This is a genomic window from Paenibacillus dendritiformis, from assembly GCF_945605565.1.
GTDB classification, from domain to species: Bacteria; Bacillota; Bacilli; order Paenibacillales; family Paenibacillaceae; genus Paenibacillus_B; species Paenibacillus_B dendritiformis_A.
In genome coordinates this window covers 207278-224343 of the sequence record NZ_OX216966.1, presented here as the reverse complement: position 1 = coordinate 224343, position 17066 = coordinate 207278, and the positions used below count along the sequence as shown (strand labels likewise).

General features: G+C 49.3%; 13 protein-coding genes. 11 read left to right on the top strand and 2 right to left on the bottom strand.

Features of this window, described 5'->3' with window-relative positions; translation table 11 throughout:
* The first annotated feature begins 27 nt into the window (after positions 1-27).
* The 4 genes from NNL35_RS00905 (at position 28) to NNL35_RS00890 (ending at position 4295) form a co-directional block, all read left to right on the top strand.
* Entirely contained in the window at positions 28-990 is a 963-nt protein-coding gene (locus NNL35_RS00905) for a LacI family DNA-binding transcriptional regulator (protein ID WP_006679047.1), read from the top strand.
* 171 nt (positions 991-1161) lie between these two features.
* Positions 1162-2436: an ABC transporter substrate-binding protein gene (locus tag NNL35_RS00900; protein WP_006679048.1), complete on the top strand. Its 1275-nt coding sequence runs from the start codon at positions 1162-1164 to the stop codon at positions 2434-2436.
* Positions 2437-2583: 147 nt separating this feature from the next.
* Complete coding sequence (locus NNL35_RS00895; RefSeq protein ID WP_006679049.1) at positions 2584-3459, top strand: carbohydrate ABC transporter permease; 876 nt, start codon at positions 2584-2586, stop codon at positions 3457-3459.
* Positions 3459-4295, top strand: coding sequence for a carbohydrate ABC transporter permease (locus tag NNL35_RS00890; RefSeq protein WP_006679050.1), 837 nt, complete (start codon positions 3459-3461; stop codon positions 4293-4295). Before NNL35_RS00895 ends, NNL35_RS00890 begins: the two co-directional genes overlap by 1 nt.
* A 442-nt stretch (positions 4296-4737) precedes the next feature.
* Here NNL35_RS00890 and NNL35_RS00885 read toward each other — a convergent pair whose 3' ends face one another.
* The gene (locus tag NNL35_RS00885) at positions 4738-6084 is read right to left on the bottom strand and encodes a helix-turn-helix transcriptional regulator (protein ID WP_006679051.1); all 1347 of its coding nucleotides are present in this window, start codon (positions 6082-6084) and stop codon (positions 4738-4740) included.
* Between the two features lie 375 nt (positions 6085-6459).
* Between NNL35_RS00885 and NNL35_RS00880 the strand changes: the two genes are divergently transcribed.
* Positions 6460-8364, top strand: a complete 1905-nt coding sequence (locus NNL35_RS00880) for a sensor histidine kinase (protein WP_254552838.1) — start codon at positions 6460-6462, stop codon at positions 8362-8364.
* Between the two features lie 82 nt (positions 8365-8446).
* On the opposite strand, the gene NNL35_RS00875 is transcribed toward NNL35_RS00880, so the two are convergent.
* Positions 8447-9832 (bottom strand): YjiH family protein, encoded by a 1386-nt coding sequence (locus NNL35_RS00875; RefSeq protein ID WP_006679053.1) that lies wholly within the window; start codon positions 9830-9832, stop codon positions 8447-8449.
* A gap of 290 nt (positions 9833-10122) precedes the next feature.
* Here NNL35_RS00875 and NNL35_RS00870 point away from each other — a divergent pair, with 290 nt between their 5' ends.
* From NNL35_RS00870 to NNL35_RS00845, 6 genes are all read left to right on the top strand, one after another.
* On the top strand, positions 10123-10344 hold the full coding sequence (locus tag NNL35_RS00870; RefSeq protein WP_254552836.1) for a hypothetical protein: 222 nt from the start codon (positions 10123-10125) through the stop codon (positions 10342-10344).
* Positions 10319-11890 carry a response regulator transcription factor gene (locus tag NNL35_RS00865; protein ID WP_006679054.1) on the top strand — a complete coding sequence of 524 codons (1572 nt, stop codon included), beginning with the start codon at positions 10319-10321 and terminating at the stop codon, positions 11888-11890. The genes NNL35_RS00870 and NNL35_RS00865 overlap by 26 nt, the downstream gene beginning before the upstream one ends.
* 161 nt (positions 11891-12051) lie before the next feature.
* Entirely contained in the window at positions 12052-12990 is a 939-nt protein-coding gene (locus tag NNL35_RS00860) for an ABC transporter permease (protein WP_006679055.1), read from the top strand.
* Between the two features lie 13 nt (positions 12991-13003).
* Positions 13004-13918, top strand: coding sequence for a carbohydrate ABC transporter permease (locus NNL35_RS00855; RefSeq protein WP_006679056.1), 915 nt, complete (start codon positions 13004-13006; stop codon positions 13916-13918).
* A gap of 104 nt (positions 13919-14022) precedes the next feature.
* A complete protein-coding gene (locus tag NNL35_RS00850) occupies positions 14023-15504 on the top strand; it encodes an ABC transporter substrate-binding protein (protein ID WP_006679057.1) in 1482 nt (493 codons plus the stop codon).
* Positions 15505-15776: 272 nt separating this feature from the next.
* Complete coding sequence (locus NNL35_RS00845; protein ID WP_006679058.1) at positions 15777-17060, top strand: glycoside hydrolase family 125 protein; 1284 nt, start codon at positions 15777-15779, stop codon at positions 17058-17060.
* Positions 17061-17066: the final 6 nt, after the last annotated feature.

Here is a 17066-nt window from a genome sequence, read left to right as displayed (position 1 = left end):
AACAAGTGCTGTAGGAGGGAAAGCGGCTTGAAGAGCAGATTGAAGGAAATTGCGGAGCTTGCGGATGTATCGGTCGCCACGGTGTCCAACGTATTGAATGGCCGTAAAAATGTAGGACAAGCGACCCGGGAGCGAGTGCTGAAAATATGCATGGAGAAGGGATACTATTCAAGCTCTTCGAACAAGGCGGTGAGCAGCAGCACCGTAATGTTCATTTTCAGTGATTTTGATCGGGAATATTACTTGCAGATTATTAAAGGGATTAACCATTGTCTGACCGAGAATGGCTATGATTTGGTTATTTGCACGAATAAGTCCAGTCAAAAATTTATGCGCAATAACTTCGCCTGCGGGATGATTTGCCTGGATCGCCATATGAGCGATGAAGTCCTGATCGAATACGCGAAGCCCCATTTCCCGGTCGTATTGATGGATCGGATGATCGCCCACGATTACGCGAATACGAAAAGCGTCGTCGTCGATAATTATCCCGTCATGTGCGAGATGGTTCAAGGGCTCGTGGACAAGGGATACAGGCGGTTCGGCTATATCGGCGGGGTCGACTTCACGCTGGACCACAAGGAACGCTTTGCGGCCTTTACGGATACGCTTCACCACAATGGCCTGACCTTCGACTCGCGTCATTATTTTCATGGCGATTACAGCGAGACGAGCGGGTACCAGGCGGCGAAGCTTATCATTCTCAGCAATGAACTGCCGGAAGTGCTCGTCTGCGCGAATGACCATATGGCGCTCGGCGCGTTCAAGGCATTCGAGGAAAATAAGATCAAGGTTCCCGAAGACATTGCGGTGACGGGCTTCGACAACACCGACGCAGCGATGATGGCAGGGTTGACGACGATCGCGATTCCGCGGTATGAATGCGGTTACTTGGCGGCGAAGGAGCTGCTAACGATGATACGCGGCCAGGCCAATCGGGAGCCGGTGAAGCTCAATGCCACGATTCAATGGCGAAAAACAACGGAATAAGTAAAAATATATAATTATTTTATCTAATTAAGAGTTAAAGTTTATCTAATAAATATAAAATCATCAGATTATTTCACTTATTTTTTATTGCATTCACGCAAATTATCCGTTAAGATGGGTTTGTAAGCGCTTAACTACGAAGTATTCATCTTAATCGGGGAGGCGTAAGAAATGAGTAAGAGAAAATACATTACGTGCACGCTTAGCTTGTTGACCGTACTGGCCGTGATTACGGCGCTTGTAGGTTGCGGCAGCGGATCGGACAGCAACAATGCCAATCCTTCCACGGATTCTTCGGGGCAGGAGAAGCTGAAGAAGATTACGATTTTCCAATCGAAGGTTGAGATCGCGGAGCAATTAGAGAAATTGGCTCAGAAATATACAGAGGAAACCGGGAATGAAGCGGAAGTATGGGGCGCTGCCGGCGATAACTATACAACGCAGCTGCAGGCGAAGTTGACGAGCAACCAAGGGCCGTCCATCTTCAGCATTGGGCCGGGTACGGAAGCAGAGAAGTTCAAGTCTTACTTCTACGATATGAGCAATGAAGGGTATGCGAAAAATGTAGCGCCGAATATGGCGTTGGAAGTAGACGGCAAAGTGACGGGCATTCCGTATGGCGTGGAAGGCTACGGCTTGGTGTACAACAAGGATCTCGTCAATCCTTCCGAGGTGACGGACCTGGATTCCTTCACCAAGACGCTGGAGAAGTTCAAGAACGAAAACATTAACGGTCTTGCGCTTTCTCAAGAGGCGTATTTCCTCATTGGCCATATCATCAATACGCCGTTCGCTTTGCAGGCCGATCCTGTCGACTACATTAATAAGCTGAACAAGGGCGAAGTGAAGATGGCCGACACGAAGGAGTTCCAGGAGTTCGCGAAGTTCATGGATGCCATCAAGGCCTATGCGAAAAATCCGATGGAGATCAAGTACGATACGCAAATGGGTGACTTCGCAACCGGCAAGACGGCGATGGTGCACCAAGGCAACTGGAGCTTCTCGATGCTGAAGGACTTCGGCGACTTCGGCTCCAACATCGGAATGATGCCGCTTCCAATCAACGGCAACCAGAAGCTGACGGTAGGCGTTGCAAGCTACTGGGTCGTCAATGGGACAGCGGATGCAGATGAAATCAAAGCCGCAAACGCTTTCCTGGATTGGCTCTTCAATAGCGAGACCGGCAAGAAAACGATTGTGGAGGATTTCCAGTTCATTCCGGCTATGACGAATATCGAAGCAGGCAATATGGACCCATTGTCTCAAGCGGTATATGAAGCCACTCAGAGCGGAGAAACGTTAATGACGGCGAACAACTACTTCCCGGCCGGCATCATTACCAACGATCTGGCGCCAGCAGCCCAAGCGTTCTTCCTGGACAAGGCGATGACCGGAGAGCAGTTCCTCCAGAAGCTGGACGAAGTCTGGGCCAAGGCAGCCAAATAATAAGATACCCTGATTGAAGACAAAAAGCCTAACCCATGGGTTTACATACATGACCGTGTTAGGCTTTTTGTTATTCGGACTCTCGTCATCATGTTCCAGCGTGATAGGGCGGCTGGCTCGAACTTTACCGGAAAGAAGGGATAAACCATGAAGAAGCGGAAAGACCGGCTATGGTTTGCCTTATTTACGCTTCCCCTGCTTTTTATCTTTACCACCGTCGTCGTCATACCGTTCCTGTTCGGTATTGCTTATTCGTTCGTGCAATGGGATGGCATTCCGGCCAATCCCAAAGTGTTCGTCGGGCTCGACAACTATATTCAACTGTTCCAGGATGAACGATTCCTGGCATCGGCATGGCATACGCTGAAATTCACGATTCTGGCCGTGCTCCTCGTCAACGTGTTCGGTCTCGCTTTCTCTCTCTTTGTCACCGCGAAGCTTCGGGTGCGGAATCTCGCTCGTACGATGTTCTTTATGCCGAATCTGATCGGCGGACTCATTCTCGGTTATATTTGGCAGTTTATCTTTACCGATGCGATGGGATATATCGGCGAGAGCACGGGGCTTACTAATGTATTCTTCAACTGGCTTCTCGATTCTCAGTTCGCCTTGTTCGCTATGGTTGTCGTGTTCACGTGGCAGTTTGCCGGATATACGATGATTATTTATGTGGCCGGCCTTCAAGGCGTGCCGGATGAGCTGATTGAAGCCTCGAAGGTCGACGGAGCGAATTGGTGGCATCGTCTGACCAAAATCACGCTTCCGCTCCTTATGCCCGCGTTCACGATCTGTCTCTTCCTGACGTTGTCCGGCGCGTTCAAGATTTATGACGTGAACTTGAGCTTAACGCGCGGCGGCCCGAACAATGCGACCGAGATGTTCGCGATGAATATTTTTAATGAGATCTTCGCTTACGGCAATTACGGTCTCGGACAAGCGAAGGCCGTGCTCTTCTTCCTTGTCGTGGCGGTATTTACCCTGACTCAGGTGTTCCTGACGAAGAAAAGAGAGGTGCAGTACTAATGAAGAAAACGAGCAAATGGCTGCTTGAACTATTGCTTCTTCTGATGGCTCTCCTCTTTTTGTCGCCGATCTACTTGATGCTGGTCAATTCATTTAAAAACCGTGCGGAGCTGTATGAGAACGCGCTCGCTTTTCCGACTTCATTCAGCTTCCAATACTATAAAGAGGCTATGGAGAAAATGAATTTCTTCAACGCCTTCGGCAATTCGCTGTATGTCACGCTCGTCTCCGTTATCCTCGTCATTGTGCTGGCATCGATGACGGCCTGGATGCTTGTTCGCACCGATAATAAGCTAAGCAAAATCATTTTCATGACCTTGGTCGCCACCATGCTCATTCCGTTCCAGACGCTGATGATGCCGTTGATGCAGGTGATGGACTGGATTCGTACCCATCTTCATATTCCGATGCTGAACACCCATGAAGGCTTGATCTACATGAACGTGGGCTTCGCCTCGGGAATGGCGGTCTTTCTCTATCATGGATTCATCAAGTCGATCCCGATCGATCTGGAGGAAGCGGCAACGATCGATGGCTGCAGCAAGTTCGGGGTATTCTGGAGAATCGTATTTCCGATGCTCAAAAATATTACAATCACCGTAGCCATTCTTAACGTGATTGCCCTGTGGAACGATTACTTGCTTCCATCCCTGACCTTGGCGGACAAGGGGCTAAGAACGATACCGCTATCGACCTTCTATTTCTTCGGCGAATTCACGATCGTGTGGAACCAGGCGATGGCCGGGCTGACGCTCACGATCATCCCGATTGTCATCTTCTATATTTTCGCGCAGAAGTATATTATTAAGGGCATTGCCGCGGGTGCGGTGAAATAGAAGCAGGTTCGGAAAATAGTTTTCTTGCCTCGGATACCATTTAATAACACAGATGAAATTCAGCAACTTGATAATTTCCAATGTACCCCTTAAAGTGAGGCTTAAGGAGCATGATTGTTCCTGAAAAAGCCGGAGATCCTCTGCCGTATAAGTGAGGGGCGAAAAAAGCGGGAGATCCTCTACCGTATAAGTGAGGAACGAAAAAAGTCGGAGATCCTCTACCGTATAAGTGAGGGACCAAAAAAGTGAGAATGGGTAGCATTTATGCTACCCTTATTTTTTAGGGAGAACTGGAGGTTTCTTGGAATCCTACTTGTTATTCCCTCTGGCTTACGCGGAACTGATCACGCCGTCCAGGTTACTCATTGGGGACCAACCGGTACCGATTTCGCTGACTATCCAACCTGTGCCAATCTCTTTAATTGACCAGCCTGTTTTGTGGTCATCCGGCGACGATACTCCTGTAATATTGAACAAGAAAAGAGCCATGGACATCGTGATTAATGTTTTTTTCATTTGAATCCACCTCATTCAATAAAATATTTATGAATCGATTTTTTTGCTCTGCCGAAACATGCATTTCATGTTCTTGAAAGGCAATGACAGCCATTCCTGCACGCTGTATATTTTTAAGCTTGAGCGCCAGTTCCAAGGATAAGGCGTTATATTCAAAACCAGCCCCATACTGGCCGATTCTAAAATAATATTGACTCAGAGCTTGCGTCAGGCGCAGTTTGTGCTTCAAATGGAACGGGTCCTTTCGGGATAGCAGGTCGTCTACATAGCTTTTATATGTTTCCAGGTATTCTCTTGCTTCGGTGAGCGCATTATTGCTGATATAACTGTCCAATGCAACCGGGAGCACGAGAAGCACTTGATCGCCCTTCAGCATGTCCATAAGTTCTTCGATTGCTTCGATCTGCTTCATTTCAATAGAGATATAGAGCTCATTATATTTAGATAATCGTGCATAATGGTCTCCATATCTGCTATACGCCGCAGTAGCCTTTAATGCGCTTTCATAGTTTTTCATACCTTTCAAGGCGACTGACTCATACAACCAGCTTTCCGCAACATAGTCATCTTGACCTTCGGACAGCGCAATGCTTCGTAGCTCTTTTGCGTACAAGAGCAGCTTCGGCCAGTTCTCTACTACATTATAGAATGTCAGGATGCGGTAATAGGCGTCGAGTCTGACCTCGTCCGGCAATAAAGGCAAATACTCCAGAAGCTGACATAATGCTTCATTACCGGCTCCGGAAGTGTCCAGGTCTCTAAGGATGAGAAATCTTCTGTAGTAGGAGATGGCCAGTCTTTCACTTCTGCTGTATCCGTTCTGGGTGATGATGTCGTAGAAGGGGAGAGAGTAGTTGCGTTGGTCGGATTGAAAAATATGTTCCGCAATTCTGAAGGTAGTGTCGATCATTTTGGAGCGGTTCGTTTCTTCGTGAAGGATTTGTACTAGCTGCTTGATGATTTCATACTTTTCAACCGCGATACAGTTAAGGATAAAATCGCTCGTTTTCTCCGGCTTCAGCCGTCCGTTATCGCCGCAGCACTCCCCGATAAACAGTTCGTAAAAGGTATCGTTCGGCAATCCGAAAGCTTGATTGATCGCGTGGAGCTGTGGAAGCATGAGGGACTGTTTACGGTTGAAGATGTTGCTGATCGTTGAACTTTCCATTTCCGCAGCTTCCGCCAGATCTTTTTGCTTCCACCCCCTTTTGACCAGTTCCTCTTGTAAATATTGTCGGAGCACCACCGGAGCTATACGATGGTCAAATACCATTGTGAAGACCCTCCTTAATTTATGTAATTCATCTTAGTGATATGAAAATCCTGCTCAATTTCCGAATAATTACAATTTGTGAATGAATTATTTTTAGTATAAGCCAGAATGTCGATATTTTTAATTTGACAAATGGTTGAATTTTCATATATTTTTTGTCATATTTTAGCGAATACTGTTGAAAACTCATCGGCAAATCCCTACACTTTACCTGTCTAAAGCAGCCAGTCCTCCACTGTCACGCAACCACTAATATGCTAATTAATGGACTCCATCTAAAGGATATATTGAATATGGTATGATAGAAGATGCGTAAACCGATTACATGGTGATTGGGCTGCAGATCACGCAGTCGAATAAAGGAGAGGCATCAGGATGCTCAAGGCAATCAAACAGATCTATATGAAGCATTTCAAGAAAAAGCTGTTCATCAAGCTGATTGTCGTGTACTCGATTATTGCCGTCGCTTCTCTGGTTACGCTGTCCGTGTCGGCGTATCATTTCTTCGTCTATAACAACGTCAACAATGCGTTGTTCGATCAGCAGCGGAAGGTGGATGCGATCAACCGCTTTCTCGATCAGAAGTATGATACGGCCCAGGCCATCATTCAGCAAGTGTACCAGGATACCATTCTTGTGAAGGAAACGGTCTATTTGCTTAATGAAGGGCTCGAAAATTTCATCCGCTACCGGCTGGACAGCTTCAGTTCAAGCAACGGCTTCTATATCCGAAATATGCACGATTTCTTCTCTACGCAGTTCGTCAAGGATCAGGATTTGCAAAATATTAATCTCATTAGTCTGAAGAAGAAATTTGCCTACATCTACTATAAAGGCGGATTCTATCGCGGCTATTTCGATTGGAGCGAGAACAGCCAGGCGCAGCAGCTATGGAAGAATAATCGTTATGCCATTCCGAACAAGCGATACTTGCCGGAGATGGGGAACGCCCATCCCGCGGCCGAGACGGGCCACGACATATCAACGAAGCCCATCGAGGAAATCGTGAATGTGCCGCCTTTTGAGCCGGATCAGACGGCCGAACCGCTCTCTCTGCTGAGCGTAACCAATCGGATCAGCAACCCCGAGACGCTGGCGACGGCCGGAGATATTACAATTGACTTCAATGCCGACGGAATATCGCGGCAGATTGGCGAGCAATTGCCGGGAGAACAATGGCTCGTGCTTGATTCCAACGGCCACACGGTATACCACACAGAACGTTCGGCAATTCCGGTCACCGCGCAATATTACAGTGAATTGCTGTCTATGCCGCGCAACAAGTCGGACCAGGTGGACCTCAACGGACAGAAGTCCTATGTCATGGTGTCGGAAACGAATAAATTGGGACTTGTTGTCATCAACACCATTCCCGAGAAAGCGATTACCGACCGGCTGTCGGGAATTCGCAATACGATAGGCATTATTACTTTGCTATGCATTATAACGGTGCTTGTCGCAACCTATTTCTCCGTTCTCCATCTATCGCGCCGTACGCAGACGGTCATCAAAGGGATGAAGAAGGTAAGAGAGGGCTATCTCAATACGAAGCTTCCGGTGGATCGGGAAGACGAGCTTGGGCTTATCGCGCTCAGCTTCAACCAAATGTGCGAAGATTTGCAGCAGTATATCAATAAAGTCTATAAATCGGAGCTCAAGCAGAAAAATGCGGAGCTGGTAGCGCTTCAGTCTCAAATCAAGCCTCATTTTCTGTACAACACACTGGAAGTCATTCGGATGCGGGCCATCTCGCAGGGCGCGAACGATGTCGGCGATATGATCTATAATCTGGCATCCATGTTCCGGCATATGGTGAAGGACAAGACCACGATTACATTAAATGAAGAGATAGAAAATTGCCGCCGTTACCTGGAGCTGACCCGAATTCGTTACCGGGACAAGCTGCAGTATTCCATCTATATGGATGAGCGTCTGGGCGGGTATAATATAATGAAGCTCTCGGTGCAGCCTATTATTGAGAACTACCTGGTGCATGGGCTCGGGCTGGACCGGACGGACAACCATATTATTATCGAAGTAGAGTCTGATGAAGAGGACTTGGTGATTCGGGTTGCCGACAACGGGAAAGGGATTGAGCCCGAGCGGCTGCAGGAGATTCAACAGGAACTGAGACAGTCGAGCATTCAGGAGCACGGTTCATTAGGGCTCAAAAATGTCCATGACCGCCTGCGGATATTGTATGGAGACAACTACGGGATTACGTTGGAAAGCGTTCTCGGGGCCGGCACGACGGTCACCATTCGTGTGCCTTTGAATTGACTAGGGTTACCCAGTACCAAGAAAAAGACCCTACTCATCGAGAAGCTTGGAGGGAATCTCGCAAGACAGGGCCACTGTGCTATTAAAAAAGAAGATGCGCGATGAACGCGATAATCGGCAATGTAAGCAAGGTACGGAGCAGGAAAATGACAACCAGATCCTTGAAGCTTACGGGCAGCTTGGAGCCTAGCAGCAATCCGCCGACCTCGGACATATAGATGAGTTGGGTGACGGATAATGCCGCAATGACGAAGCGGGTCATGTCGCTCGTAATATCGGAGGCTAGCACCGTAGGCAGGAACATGTCCGCGAATCCGACAAGAATGGTCTGGGAAGCCGCTTCCGCTTCAGGAATACCGAGCAACTGCAGCAGCGGAATGAATGGCCAGCCGAACCATTTGAAGATTGGCGTGAATTTGGCGATTGCCACAGCCAGTGTGCCGATGGCCATAACGACAGGGATAACGCCGATCCACAGGTCGACAATGTTTTTGCAGCCTTCCCGAAGGAAGGAGCCTGCTCCCCCGTGCTGGCGCGCCTTGCCGACGGCTTGGCGCAGCCCCCAGCGCCAAGGACTCCATGCGGCTGGGATGACCTCTTCTTCCGCAGGCGTGGCATCGGGTGAATAGGTGTCCGGCTTGCGCGACAGCGGCGGAATTCGCGGCATGATGACGGCTGCTGCCATTCCGGCAAAGGTTACCGTCGCATAAAAAGGAAGAAACATATGCCCAAGCCTGACATTGCTCAATACGATGAAACTGAATGTAATGGATACAGCCGTAAATGTCGTGCCGATGACGGCGGCTTCGCGCTTCGTGTAGTATCCGGATTCATATTGCTTGCTCGTCATCATGACGCCAATGGTGCCGTCTCCAAGCCAGGATGCCATGCAATTGATTGAGGAGCGTCCCGGCAAAGTAAAGATGGGGCGCATAATCCGGGTCATAAGTGTGCCGAAAAACTCAAGCAGGCCAAAATCGACCAACAGCGGGAGCAGAAGTCCCGCAAGCAAGAAGACAACGAACAAGCCGGGGATAAGACCGGAGAGCAGCATGCCTCCCGTGTCTTCTGACCATATCCATTCTGGCCCGATCCGGAAAAAGGCAAGTATCGCGAATATTATCCCCAACGTTCGTGCGGCGAACCAGAAGGGAGAAATGTTGAACAGTGCATTCCATAGCGGCATATGCAGCAGCTTGGCTGGTCTCAACCAGCGGGTATAAGCGGTTCCCAGCCAGGCGAGCACGATGATGATCGTAACCGCTCCCGGGAGCCAGGGAGCAAGTCCTTGTGTGATGGCGTTGGTCAGGAATGCAATGGGCACGGTCACTTCTCCGTTCCACGGAACGGGAATGACGAAGAGAAGCAACCCAAGCAATGAGGGTATGACGAAATGCAGTAACCCTCTTAGATTCAATTGCTGTGTATGCGCAAATTTTCGTTGCGTATTGTCGTTCTTGGCTACCATATATGAATAATTCTCCTTGGATTACGGTATAATTATGCAACATTATTTACTTTATTACAAAAAGAGTCGAAATCCAAGAGCAGACTGGGTAACAAAAAGTGGTATTGGAGTGTGTTGCAGCCCACTCCAACCTCCTATCTTTTTATTATATCCTCCAAATCATTCTTCACAAGGTTATATTTGGGGTTTGTGCAAGTTTTGCTAAAAATCATCTTCTGATATGCGAATTCGTGGACGCTATCAAACAGGCCGGCCGATTATGGTATGATGATAGATGGTAAACCGATTACATGCCGGGGCAGCTTTCGCAGCAGTCCGGCACTCAGGAGCATGGTTCCTGGGGGTTGAAAAATGTGCATGACCGTCTGTGGATATGCTATGAAGACAAGAACGGGATTACGCCGGTAAGCGTTCTCGGTGCCGGCACGACGGTCACCAATCGTGTGCCTTTGAATGGAAGCTGGGAAGTGGTTAAGGGGGGATACGATGTACAGCGTATTTTTAGTAGATGACGAACCATTTATTATAGAAGGCTTGCAGACGATTCTGGAATGGAACGATTACGGATTAAGCGTGGCGGGAACGGCAGAGAATGGGGAGGATGCGTGGGAGAAGCTGCAGCAGCAGCCGGTTGATTTGATTATTACCGACATTATGATGCCGCGCATGACCGGCCTCCAGCTGATTGAGAAAGTGAAGGAGTCCCATCCTCAGACCCGGTTCATTATATTGAGCGGCTATAACGAGTTCATGTATGTGAAGGAAGGCATCAAGCTGGGCGTCGAGAACTACTTGCTGAAGCCGATCAATATTGAAGAGTTCCGCTCCACGCTCGAGACGACCGTGCAGAAGATCGACCAGTCCCGGGTTCATCGGATGGCGGAGCAGCACAATCGGGATATTTTGCGGGACAATGTGCTCTACCGTTGGCTGCGTGATCTCATCCATCTGGAAGAATTGCAGCAGCGGGCGGACTTGCTGGATATCCGTTTTATTCATCCTTATTATATGGTTGTCCTGGTCCGGCCCGAGCTGCAAATGGATCATGAGGCGGATTATGATAAGCAGGAAGAGGTCGTGAGTCACGCAAGACGCCTGCTGAAGCAGGCGAACGGCGGATTTTGCGTCCCGGAATGGGACGGAGAGACCGCGATCATTTTCGGTCTGTACCGGAGCGAGGAGAAGGAAGAGATGATGGGCCGGCTTCGAGAGTGGAAGCGGGAGGTAGAGGAGATGCTGAGCACCTCCCTCCAGATTACGCTGGGGAGCGTCCAGGAAGGGTACGCCCATACTTCGGCAAGCTACTTGCACGCGAAGCGGGTCCAGCCTTATCATCTTGTCCGTGCAGATGACGAATGGGTCGACGCCGACGAGATCGCCGACTACCGCTCGTCCCGGCCGGCAGACGTGCAGCCGGAGACGGAGCCTTACGTGAAGCTGCTGTACGACCGGGACAAGGAACAGCTTCGGAAGCAGCTGGAGGCCGATTTCGAACAGCTGTCGGCGACGTCAGGGGTAACGCCGCGGGATATTCGCAACTTCGCCGTCGAATTGCTCATCGCCTGGAAGCAGTCGGTGAAGGATACCGCGCACTACCTGTTGGAGGAGGAGCGGGACTGGTTCGACGATGTTTATCATATTCAGACGCTGGAAGTACTGAAGGATCATGTGCTCCAGGTCGGCTGCAGAATGATGGGGCAGCTCGCCGAGCCGGAGCATATGAGTCCCGTCATCAAGCAGGTGCTGCATGATATTCATGCCCGGTATGCGGAGGAACTGTCGCTGAAGACATTGAGCCAGGTGTATAATATCAACCCGGTTTATTTAGGGCAATTGTTCCAGAAGGAGGTTCAGTCGACCTTCTCCGATTATTTGAACAAGACCCGCATCAAAATGGCGAAGGAAATGCTCGTCAATACGAATCAGCGCATGACCGATATTGCCTCTAATGTAGGTTACTGGGATAAAAGTTATTTCTATAAGCAGTTCCGGAAGTACGTTGGCGTATCCCCCAAAGAATACAGAGAATTCCATGCAAACCGAAATGAAATCGTATGAAATACATTACTGGGAAGGGGTTCCACGGTATCACATGAAAATGTGGCATCTGTGAAAGCCCTTCCTTTATTTTGTACACCAAATCTAAAGTTTGTTGACTATTGGAAGCGCATCAATTGGGGTACGCTATAGTTACAACATAGCAACGGGGGATGAATCTGATGCAATCCATCAAGAACGTTTTTCGGAGCTTAAACCGCAACTGGATTTTTCTCATCATGGTTCTTCCGGGAGCCTTGTGGTTTTTGTTCTTCTCCTACCTGCCGATGTTCGGGACTGTTATCGCTTTCAAGGATTATCGTTTTAGCAGAGACGGCTTCCTTGCCAGCTTGCAGCAAAGTGAATGGGTAGGCTTTAAAAATTTCGAATATCTTTTCGGTACCAATGACGCATATGTCATTACGCGCAACACAATTTTGTACAACATGGTGTTTATCGTGCTTGGTCTGGTCGGGGCCGTGGCGATGGCTATCATTTTGAGCGAGATTGTGAACAAGCGGCTGGCGAAGATATATCAGACCGGGATGTTCCTTCCTCACTTCTTGTCGTGGGTCATCGTCGGTTATTTCACGTTCAGCTTCCTGAGCGTCGACAAAGGGGTACTGAACCAATTCCTGACTTGGTTAGGAAAGGATCCGGTCTCCTGGTATTCCGACACCACGTATTGGCCTTATATTCTCGTCTTCCTCAATCTGTGGAAAGGAATCGGGTATTCCAGCGTCGTTTATTTGGCCGCCATTGTCGGGATTGACAAGACTTATTATGAGGCAGCAATGATTGACGGCGCTAACAAGTGGCAGCAGATTCGCCATATTACGATACCTGCGATTACGCCTTTGATGACCATTCTGACATTGCTGGCCATCGGCAGAATCTTTTATGCGGATTTCGGTTTGTTCTATCAGATTCCACGCGACTCCGGTCCGTTGTACAGCGTAACGAACGTCATCGATACGTACGTGTACCGGGGGCTGAAGGCAACAGGGGAAATCTCGATGAGTACGGCCGCAGGCTTGTATCAGTCGCTGGTCGGATTCATTCTCGTTATGACATCGAACTGGATTGTGCGTAAAGTGGACAAGGACAACGCGCTGTTCTAAGGGGGGGACGACATTGAGAAAAAAAACACGAGATTTCCACAATTTATCGAGAGGCACTAACCTGATATTCAACCTCATTGCCGGTGTGTTTGCTTTCCTGTGCGTCTACCCGTTCTTGTTCGTCATTGTTATTTCATTGACGAATGAGGAGGCGCTCGCACGGAACGGGTATTCCATATTCCCGGAGAAATGGAGCTTTTCCGCTTATGAATACATTTTCAAGGCCGGCGATCAGCTTCTTCGCTCCTATGGAGTCACCATCCTGATTACGGTTGTGGGGACGCTTATCAGCTTGGCGGTAATTTGTCTATACGCTTACGCGATTTCGCGCAAGAACTTCCAATATCGGGGATTTTTCTCCTTTATCGCCTTCTTTACGATGCTGTTCAATGGCGGACTAGTGCCGACTTATATGGTTCTAACGCAAGTGCTTCATTTGAAAGACACGATCTGGGCGCTGATTTTGCCGCTTATCATGAATGCGTTCTACGTCCTTATCATGAGAACGTTCTATAACACAACGGTGCCGGATGCGATTATCGAATCGGCCAAGATTGACGGAGCCGGGGAATTACGGGCATTCATTACGATTGTGCTGCCCATCTCCTTGCCGGGGATTGCCACGATTGGATTGTTCGCCACGCTTGGTTTCTGGAACGACTGGTTCAACGCCTTGCTCTACATCGACAACCCTGCGCTCGTTCCGCTGCAATCGATGCTGATGCGGATCGAGAACAGTATGCAATTCTTGCTCAACAATGCGCAGCTCAATGCTTCGGGTCAGACGCTTGAATTGATGCGGACGCTGCCGCAAGAATCGACACGGATGGCGCTCGTCGTCCTGGCTACATTGCCAATCGCATGCGCGTATCCGTTCTTCCAGCGCTATTTCGTTCAAGGCTTGACGATTGGCGCGGTGAAAGAATAAGCAAGACCACCTTCGATTATTCCCGGGCGGCGGCATACATAAGCAGGCCGCCGCTCCGGAAATAATATACACAACAACTTGGTCACAAAAAGGGGAGGAAAAACATGGCTAAGGCAAAAAAATTGTTGCTCATGACCTTCTGTCTTGTCCTGGTCGCTTCGCTGGCACTGGCTGGCTGCGGCGGCAAGAAGGAAGAAGCGGGCGGAGCAGAAGCAGGCACGAGCGAGAAGCCGGTTGAGCTGATCTGGTATTCCATCGGAGCGCCGCAAAAAGATTTGGACAAGGTCATGGAAAAGGTTAGCGAGTACACGAAGGAAAAAATCGGTGTTACCGTCAAAATGAAGCTGTTCGACTGGGGCGATTACAACCAAAAAATGGGCGTTATTGCCGCTTCCGGCGAACCGTTTGATATCGCATTCACTTCTTCGTGGGCTTTTGAATACGTTGCCAATTCGAAGAAAGGCGCATTCTATCCGCTTGACGAACTGATGGATCAGTATGGCCAAGACATTAAAAAGCTGGTTCACCCTTCGTTCCTCGAAGGCGCTAAGATCGATGGAAAAACGTATGCGATTCCGGTCAACAAAGAATTGCCGGCCCAGAAAGTATTCCGCTTCAACAAAGGGCTTGTTGACAAATACAATCTGGATATCAACAGCGTGAAGACGCTGGAAGATCTGGAGCCGCTGCTTGCGAAGGTCAAAGAGGGCGAGCCGGGATTGTACCCGCTGTCCGCAGATAAGCAGTTCAAGTTCGCTGTCCCTTACGACCTGGTGAACGAGAACCTGCCATTGGGCGTCGCATTGACAGACACGAACGAGCTCAAAATCGTCAATATTCTCGAACAGCCGGACATTATGAAAAGCTTCGAGACGATGCATGACTACTACAAAAAAGGCTACCTGAAGAAGGATGCCGCAACCGCTTCCGGCGGGGATGAAATGAAAACCGGAAAATGGCTCGTAGATATGCCGGATACGCAGCCATTCGCCGATAATCTGTGGTCTCAATCGATGGGTTATCCGGTTGAATCGGTTCCTTACACAGAACCATATGTATATAACTGGTCCGTAATGGGCTCCATGCACGCGATCTCCGCGAACAGCCCGCATCCGGAGAAAGCAATGCAATTCCTGAACCTGTTGAACTCCGATCGTTACCTGCGCAACCTGGTGAACAACGGTATCGAAGACGTTCACTACAAACGCATTGATGAAGAAACGGTTGAGTACTTGCCAGCAAAAACGGAATCGTATGACATGCCAACCTTTACGTTGGGCAACTTCTTCATCTTGGATAAGCTTCCTGCCGACCCGAAAGATAAATGGGAGCAGTTCGCTCAATTCAATGACAATGCGAAAAATGCGCCGCTGCTTGGCTTCCACTTCAATGCAGACAGCGTAAAAACGGAAATGACCGCGCTGACGAACGTCAAAGACGAGTTCTATGCGTCCCTGTTCACCGGCTCGGTAGATCCGAAAGTATACGTGCCGAAGGCAGTCGAGAAATTCAAAGCGGCTGGATTGGATAAAGTTCAAGCCGAAATGCAAAAACAATTGGATGAGTGGAAAGCATCCAGAAAATAAATAACGGCATCGTTCCATTCGCTGGTTGAAGGCAGTATGCTGCCGGCCAGCAATGAATCGCCGCAACTGTGCAGTCAGGTGGAGCGTAGGCTTCACCTGACTGTCTGCTATTCGCGTGTAAGACTGCGGAATAGGTACGATTATTGGTTGAATTTTGCACAAGCCTTATATACAATATGATGGACATATCTAATGTGATAAATAATGTAATGGCCGGAAAAGACGGCTTACACGACTACTTTGATTGATGGATGGAGAAGGAGAGAGCTGACATGGAACGCCTACCGCAAGCCGTGCTTCGCGTGATGGAAGAAGCCAAGACCCGATTAGCGGACAACCCGAAATTGCAGCAGCTGTTCTTGAACTGTTTCCCGAATACGCTGCAGACGACAACCAAATTGCATGAAGACGGCACGTCATATGTCTTCACCGGAGACATCCCCGCCATGTGGTTGCGCGACTCCAGCGCCCAAGTGCGCCAGTATATGCCGCTTGCCAAGGAGGATGCCGATATTCGCCGCATCATTGCCGGGCTGGTGCGCAAGCAGTTGAAATATATTCAAATCGACCCGTACGCCAACGCATTCAATGAGGAAGAAATTCCGCTCGATCAGATTCATCACCGGGATCAGACGGAACTGAACGGCTGGGTCTGGGAACGGAAATATGAGATCGATTCGCTGTGCTACCCGATCCAGTTGAGCTATTTGTACTGGAAGGAGACGGGCGATACGTCGCTCTTCGATGGCGAGTACAAGACGGTCGCGCATATCATCATGAACCTGTGGACGACGGAGCAGCGCCACTTCGAGCAATCGCCTTACCGGTTCTCGCGCATGGACTGCCGCAAGACGGACACGCTCAAGAACAACGGGCAAGGCATGCCGGTCAACTATACGGGCATGACGTGGTCCGGCTTCCGGCCAAGCGACGATGCGTGCACCTTCGGTTACCTGATTCCTTCGAATATGTTCGCCGTTGTCGTGCTTCGTTATTTGGAGGAGATCGCAACGGCAGTCTACGAGGATGCGCCATTCGCCGCCAAGGCCCGCGCCTTGTGTGAAGAGATTGAGGACGGCATTCACAATTACGGCATCTTTCATCACCCGAAATACGGAAAAATCTATGCCTATGAAACCGATGGCTTCGGCAACTATAATCTGATGGATGATGCGAATGTGCCTAGCTTGCTGGCCATTCCTTATCTCGGTTATACGACGGAGGACGATCCGATCTATCAGAATACGCGCCGCTTCATCCTGAGCGAGGACAATCCTTACTATTATTCCGGCAAGGCCGCTCAGGGCATCGGCAGCCCGCATACCCCTGACCAATACATCTGGCATATCGCCTTGTCGATGCAGGGGCTGACCGCCGGATCGCAGCAAGAGATCGACAGCTTGATTCAGCTGCTGACGGCGACGGATGCCGACACCGGTTATATGCATGAAGGATTCCATGTGGACGATCCGGCCCAATTCACTCGTGAATGGTTCGCCTGGTCGAACAGCTTATTCTCTGAGCTAATCTACCGTGAATATTGGTTGAAAGCCTAATCCGAC

Coding starts and splice junctions, on each gene's coding strand:
- NNL35_RS00900 (WP_006679048.1), top strand. CDS start 1,162: ATGAGTAAGAGAAAATACATTACGTGCACGCTTAGCTTGTTGACCGTA.
- NNL35_RS00895 (WP_006679049.1), top strand. CDS start 2,584: ATGAAGAAGCGGAAAGACCGGCTATGGTTTGCCTTATTTACGCTTCCC.
- NNL35_RS00890 (WP_006679050.1), top strand. CDS start 3,459: ATGAAGAAAACGAGCAAATGGCTGCTTGAACTATTGCTTCTTCTGATG.
- NNL35_RS00885 (WP_006679051.1), bottom strand. CDS start 6,084: ATGGTATTTGACCATCGTATAGCTCCGGTGGTGCTCCGACAATATTTA.
- NNL35_RS00880 (WP_254552838.1), top strand. CDS start 6,460: ATGCTCAAGGCAATCAAACAGATCTATATGAAGCATTTCAAGAAAAAG.
- NNL35_RS00875 (WP_006679053.1), bottom strand. CDS start 9,832: ATGGTAGCCAAGAACGACAATACGCAACGAAAATTTGCGCATACACAG.
- NNL35_RS00870 (WP_254552836.1), top strand. CDS start 10,123: ATGCCGGGGCAGCTTTCGCAGCAGTCCGGCACTCAGGAGCATGGTTCC.
- NNL35_RS00865 (WP_006679054.1), top strand. CDS start 10,319: ATGTACAGCGTATTTTTAGTAGATGACGAACCATTTATTATAGAAGGC.
- NNL35_RS00860 (WP_006679055.1), top strand. CDS start 12,052: ATGCAATCCATCAAGAACGTTTTTCGGAGCTTAAACCGCAACTGGATT.
- NNL35_RS00850 (WP_006679057.1), top strand. CDS start 14,023: ATGGCTAAGGCAAAAAAATTGTTGCTCATGACCTTCTGTCTTGTCCTG.
- NNL35_RS00845 (WP_006679058.1), top strand. CDS start 15,777: ATGGAACGCCTACCGCAAGCCGTGCTTCGCGTGATGGAAGAAGCCAAG.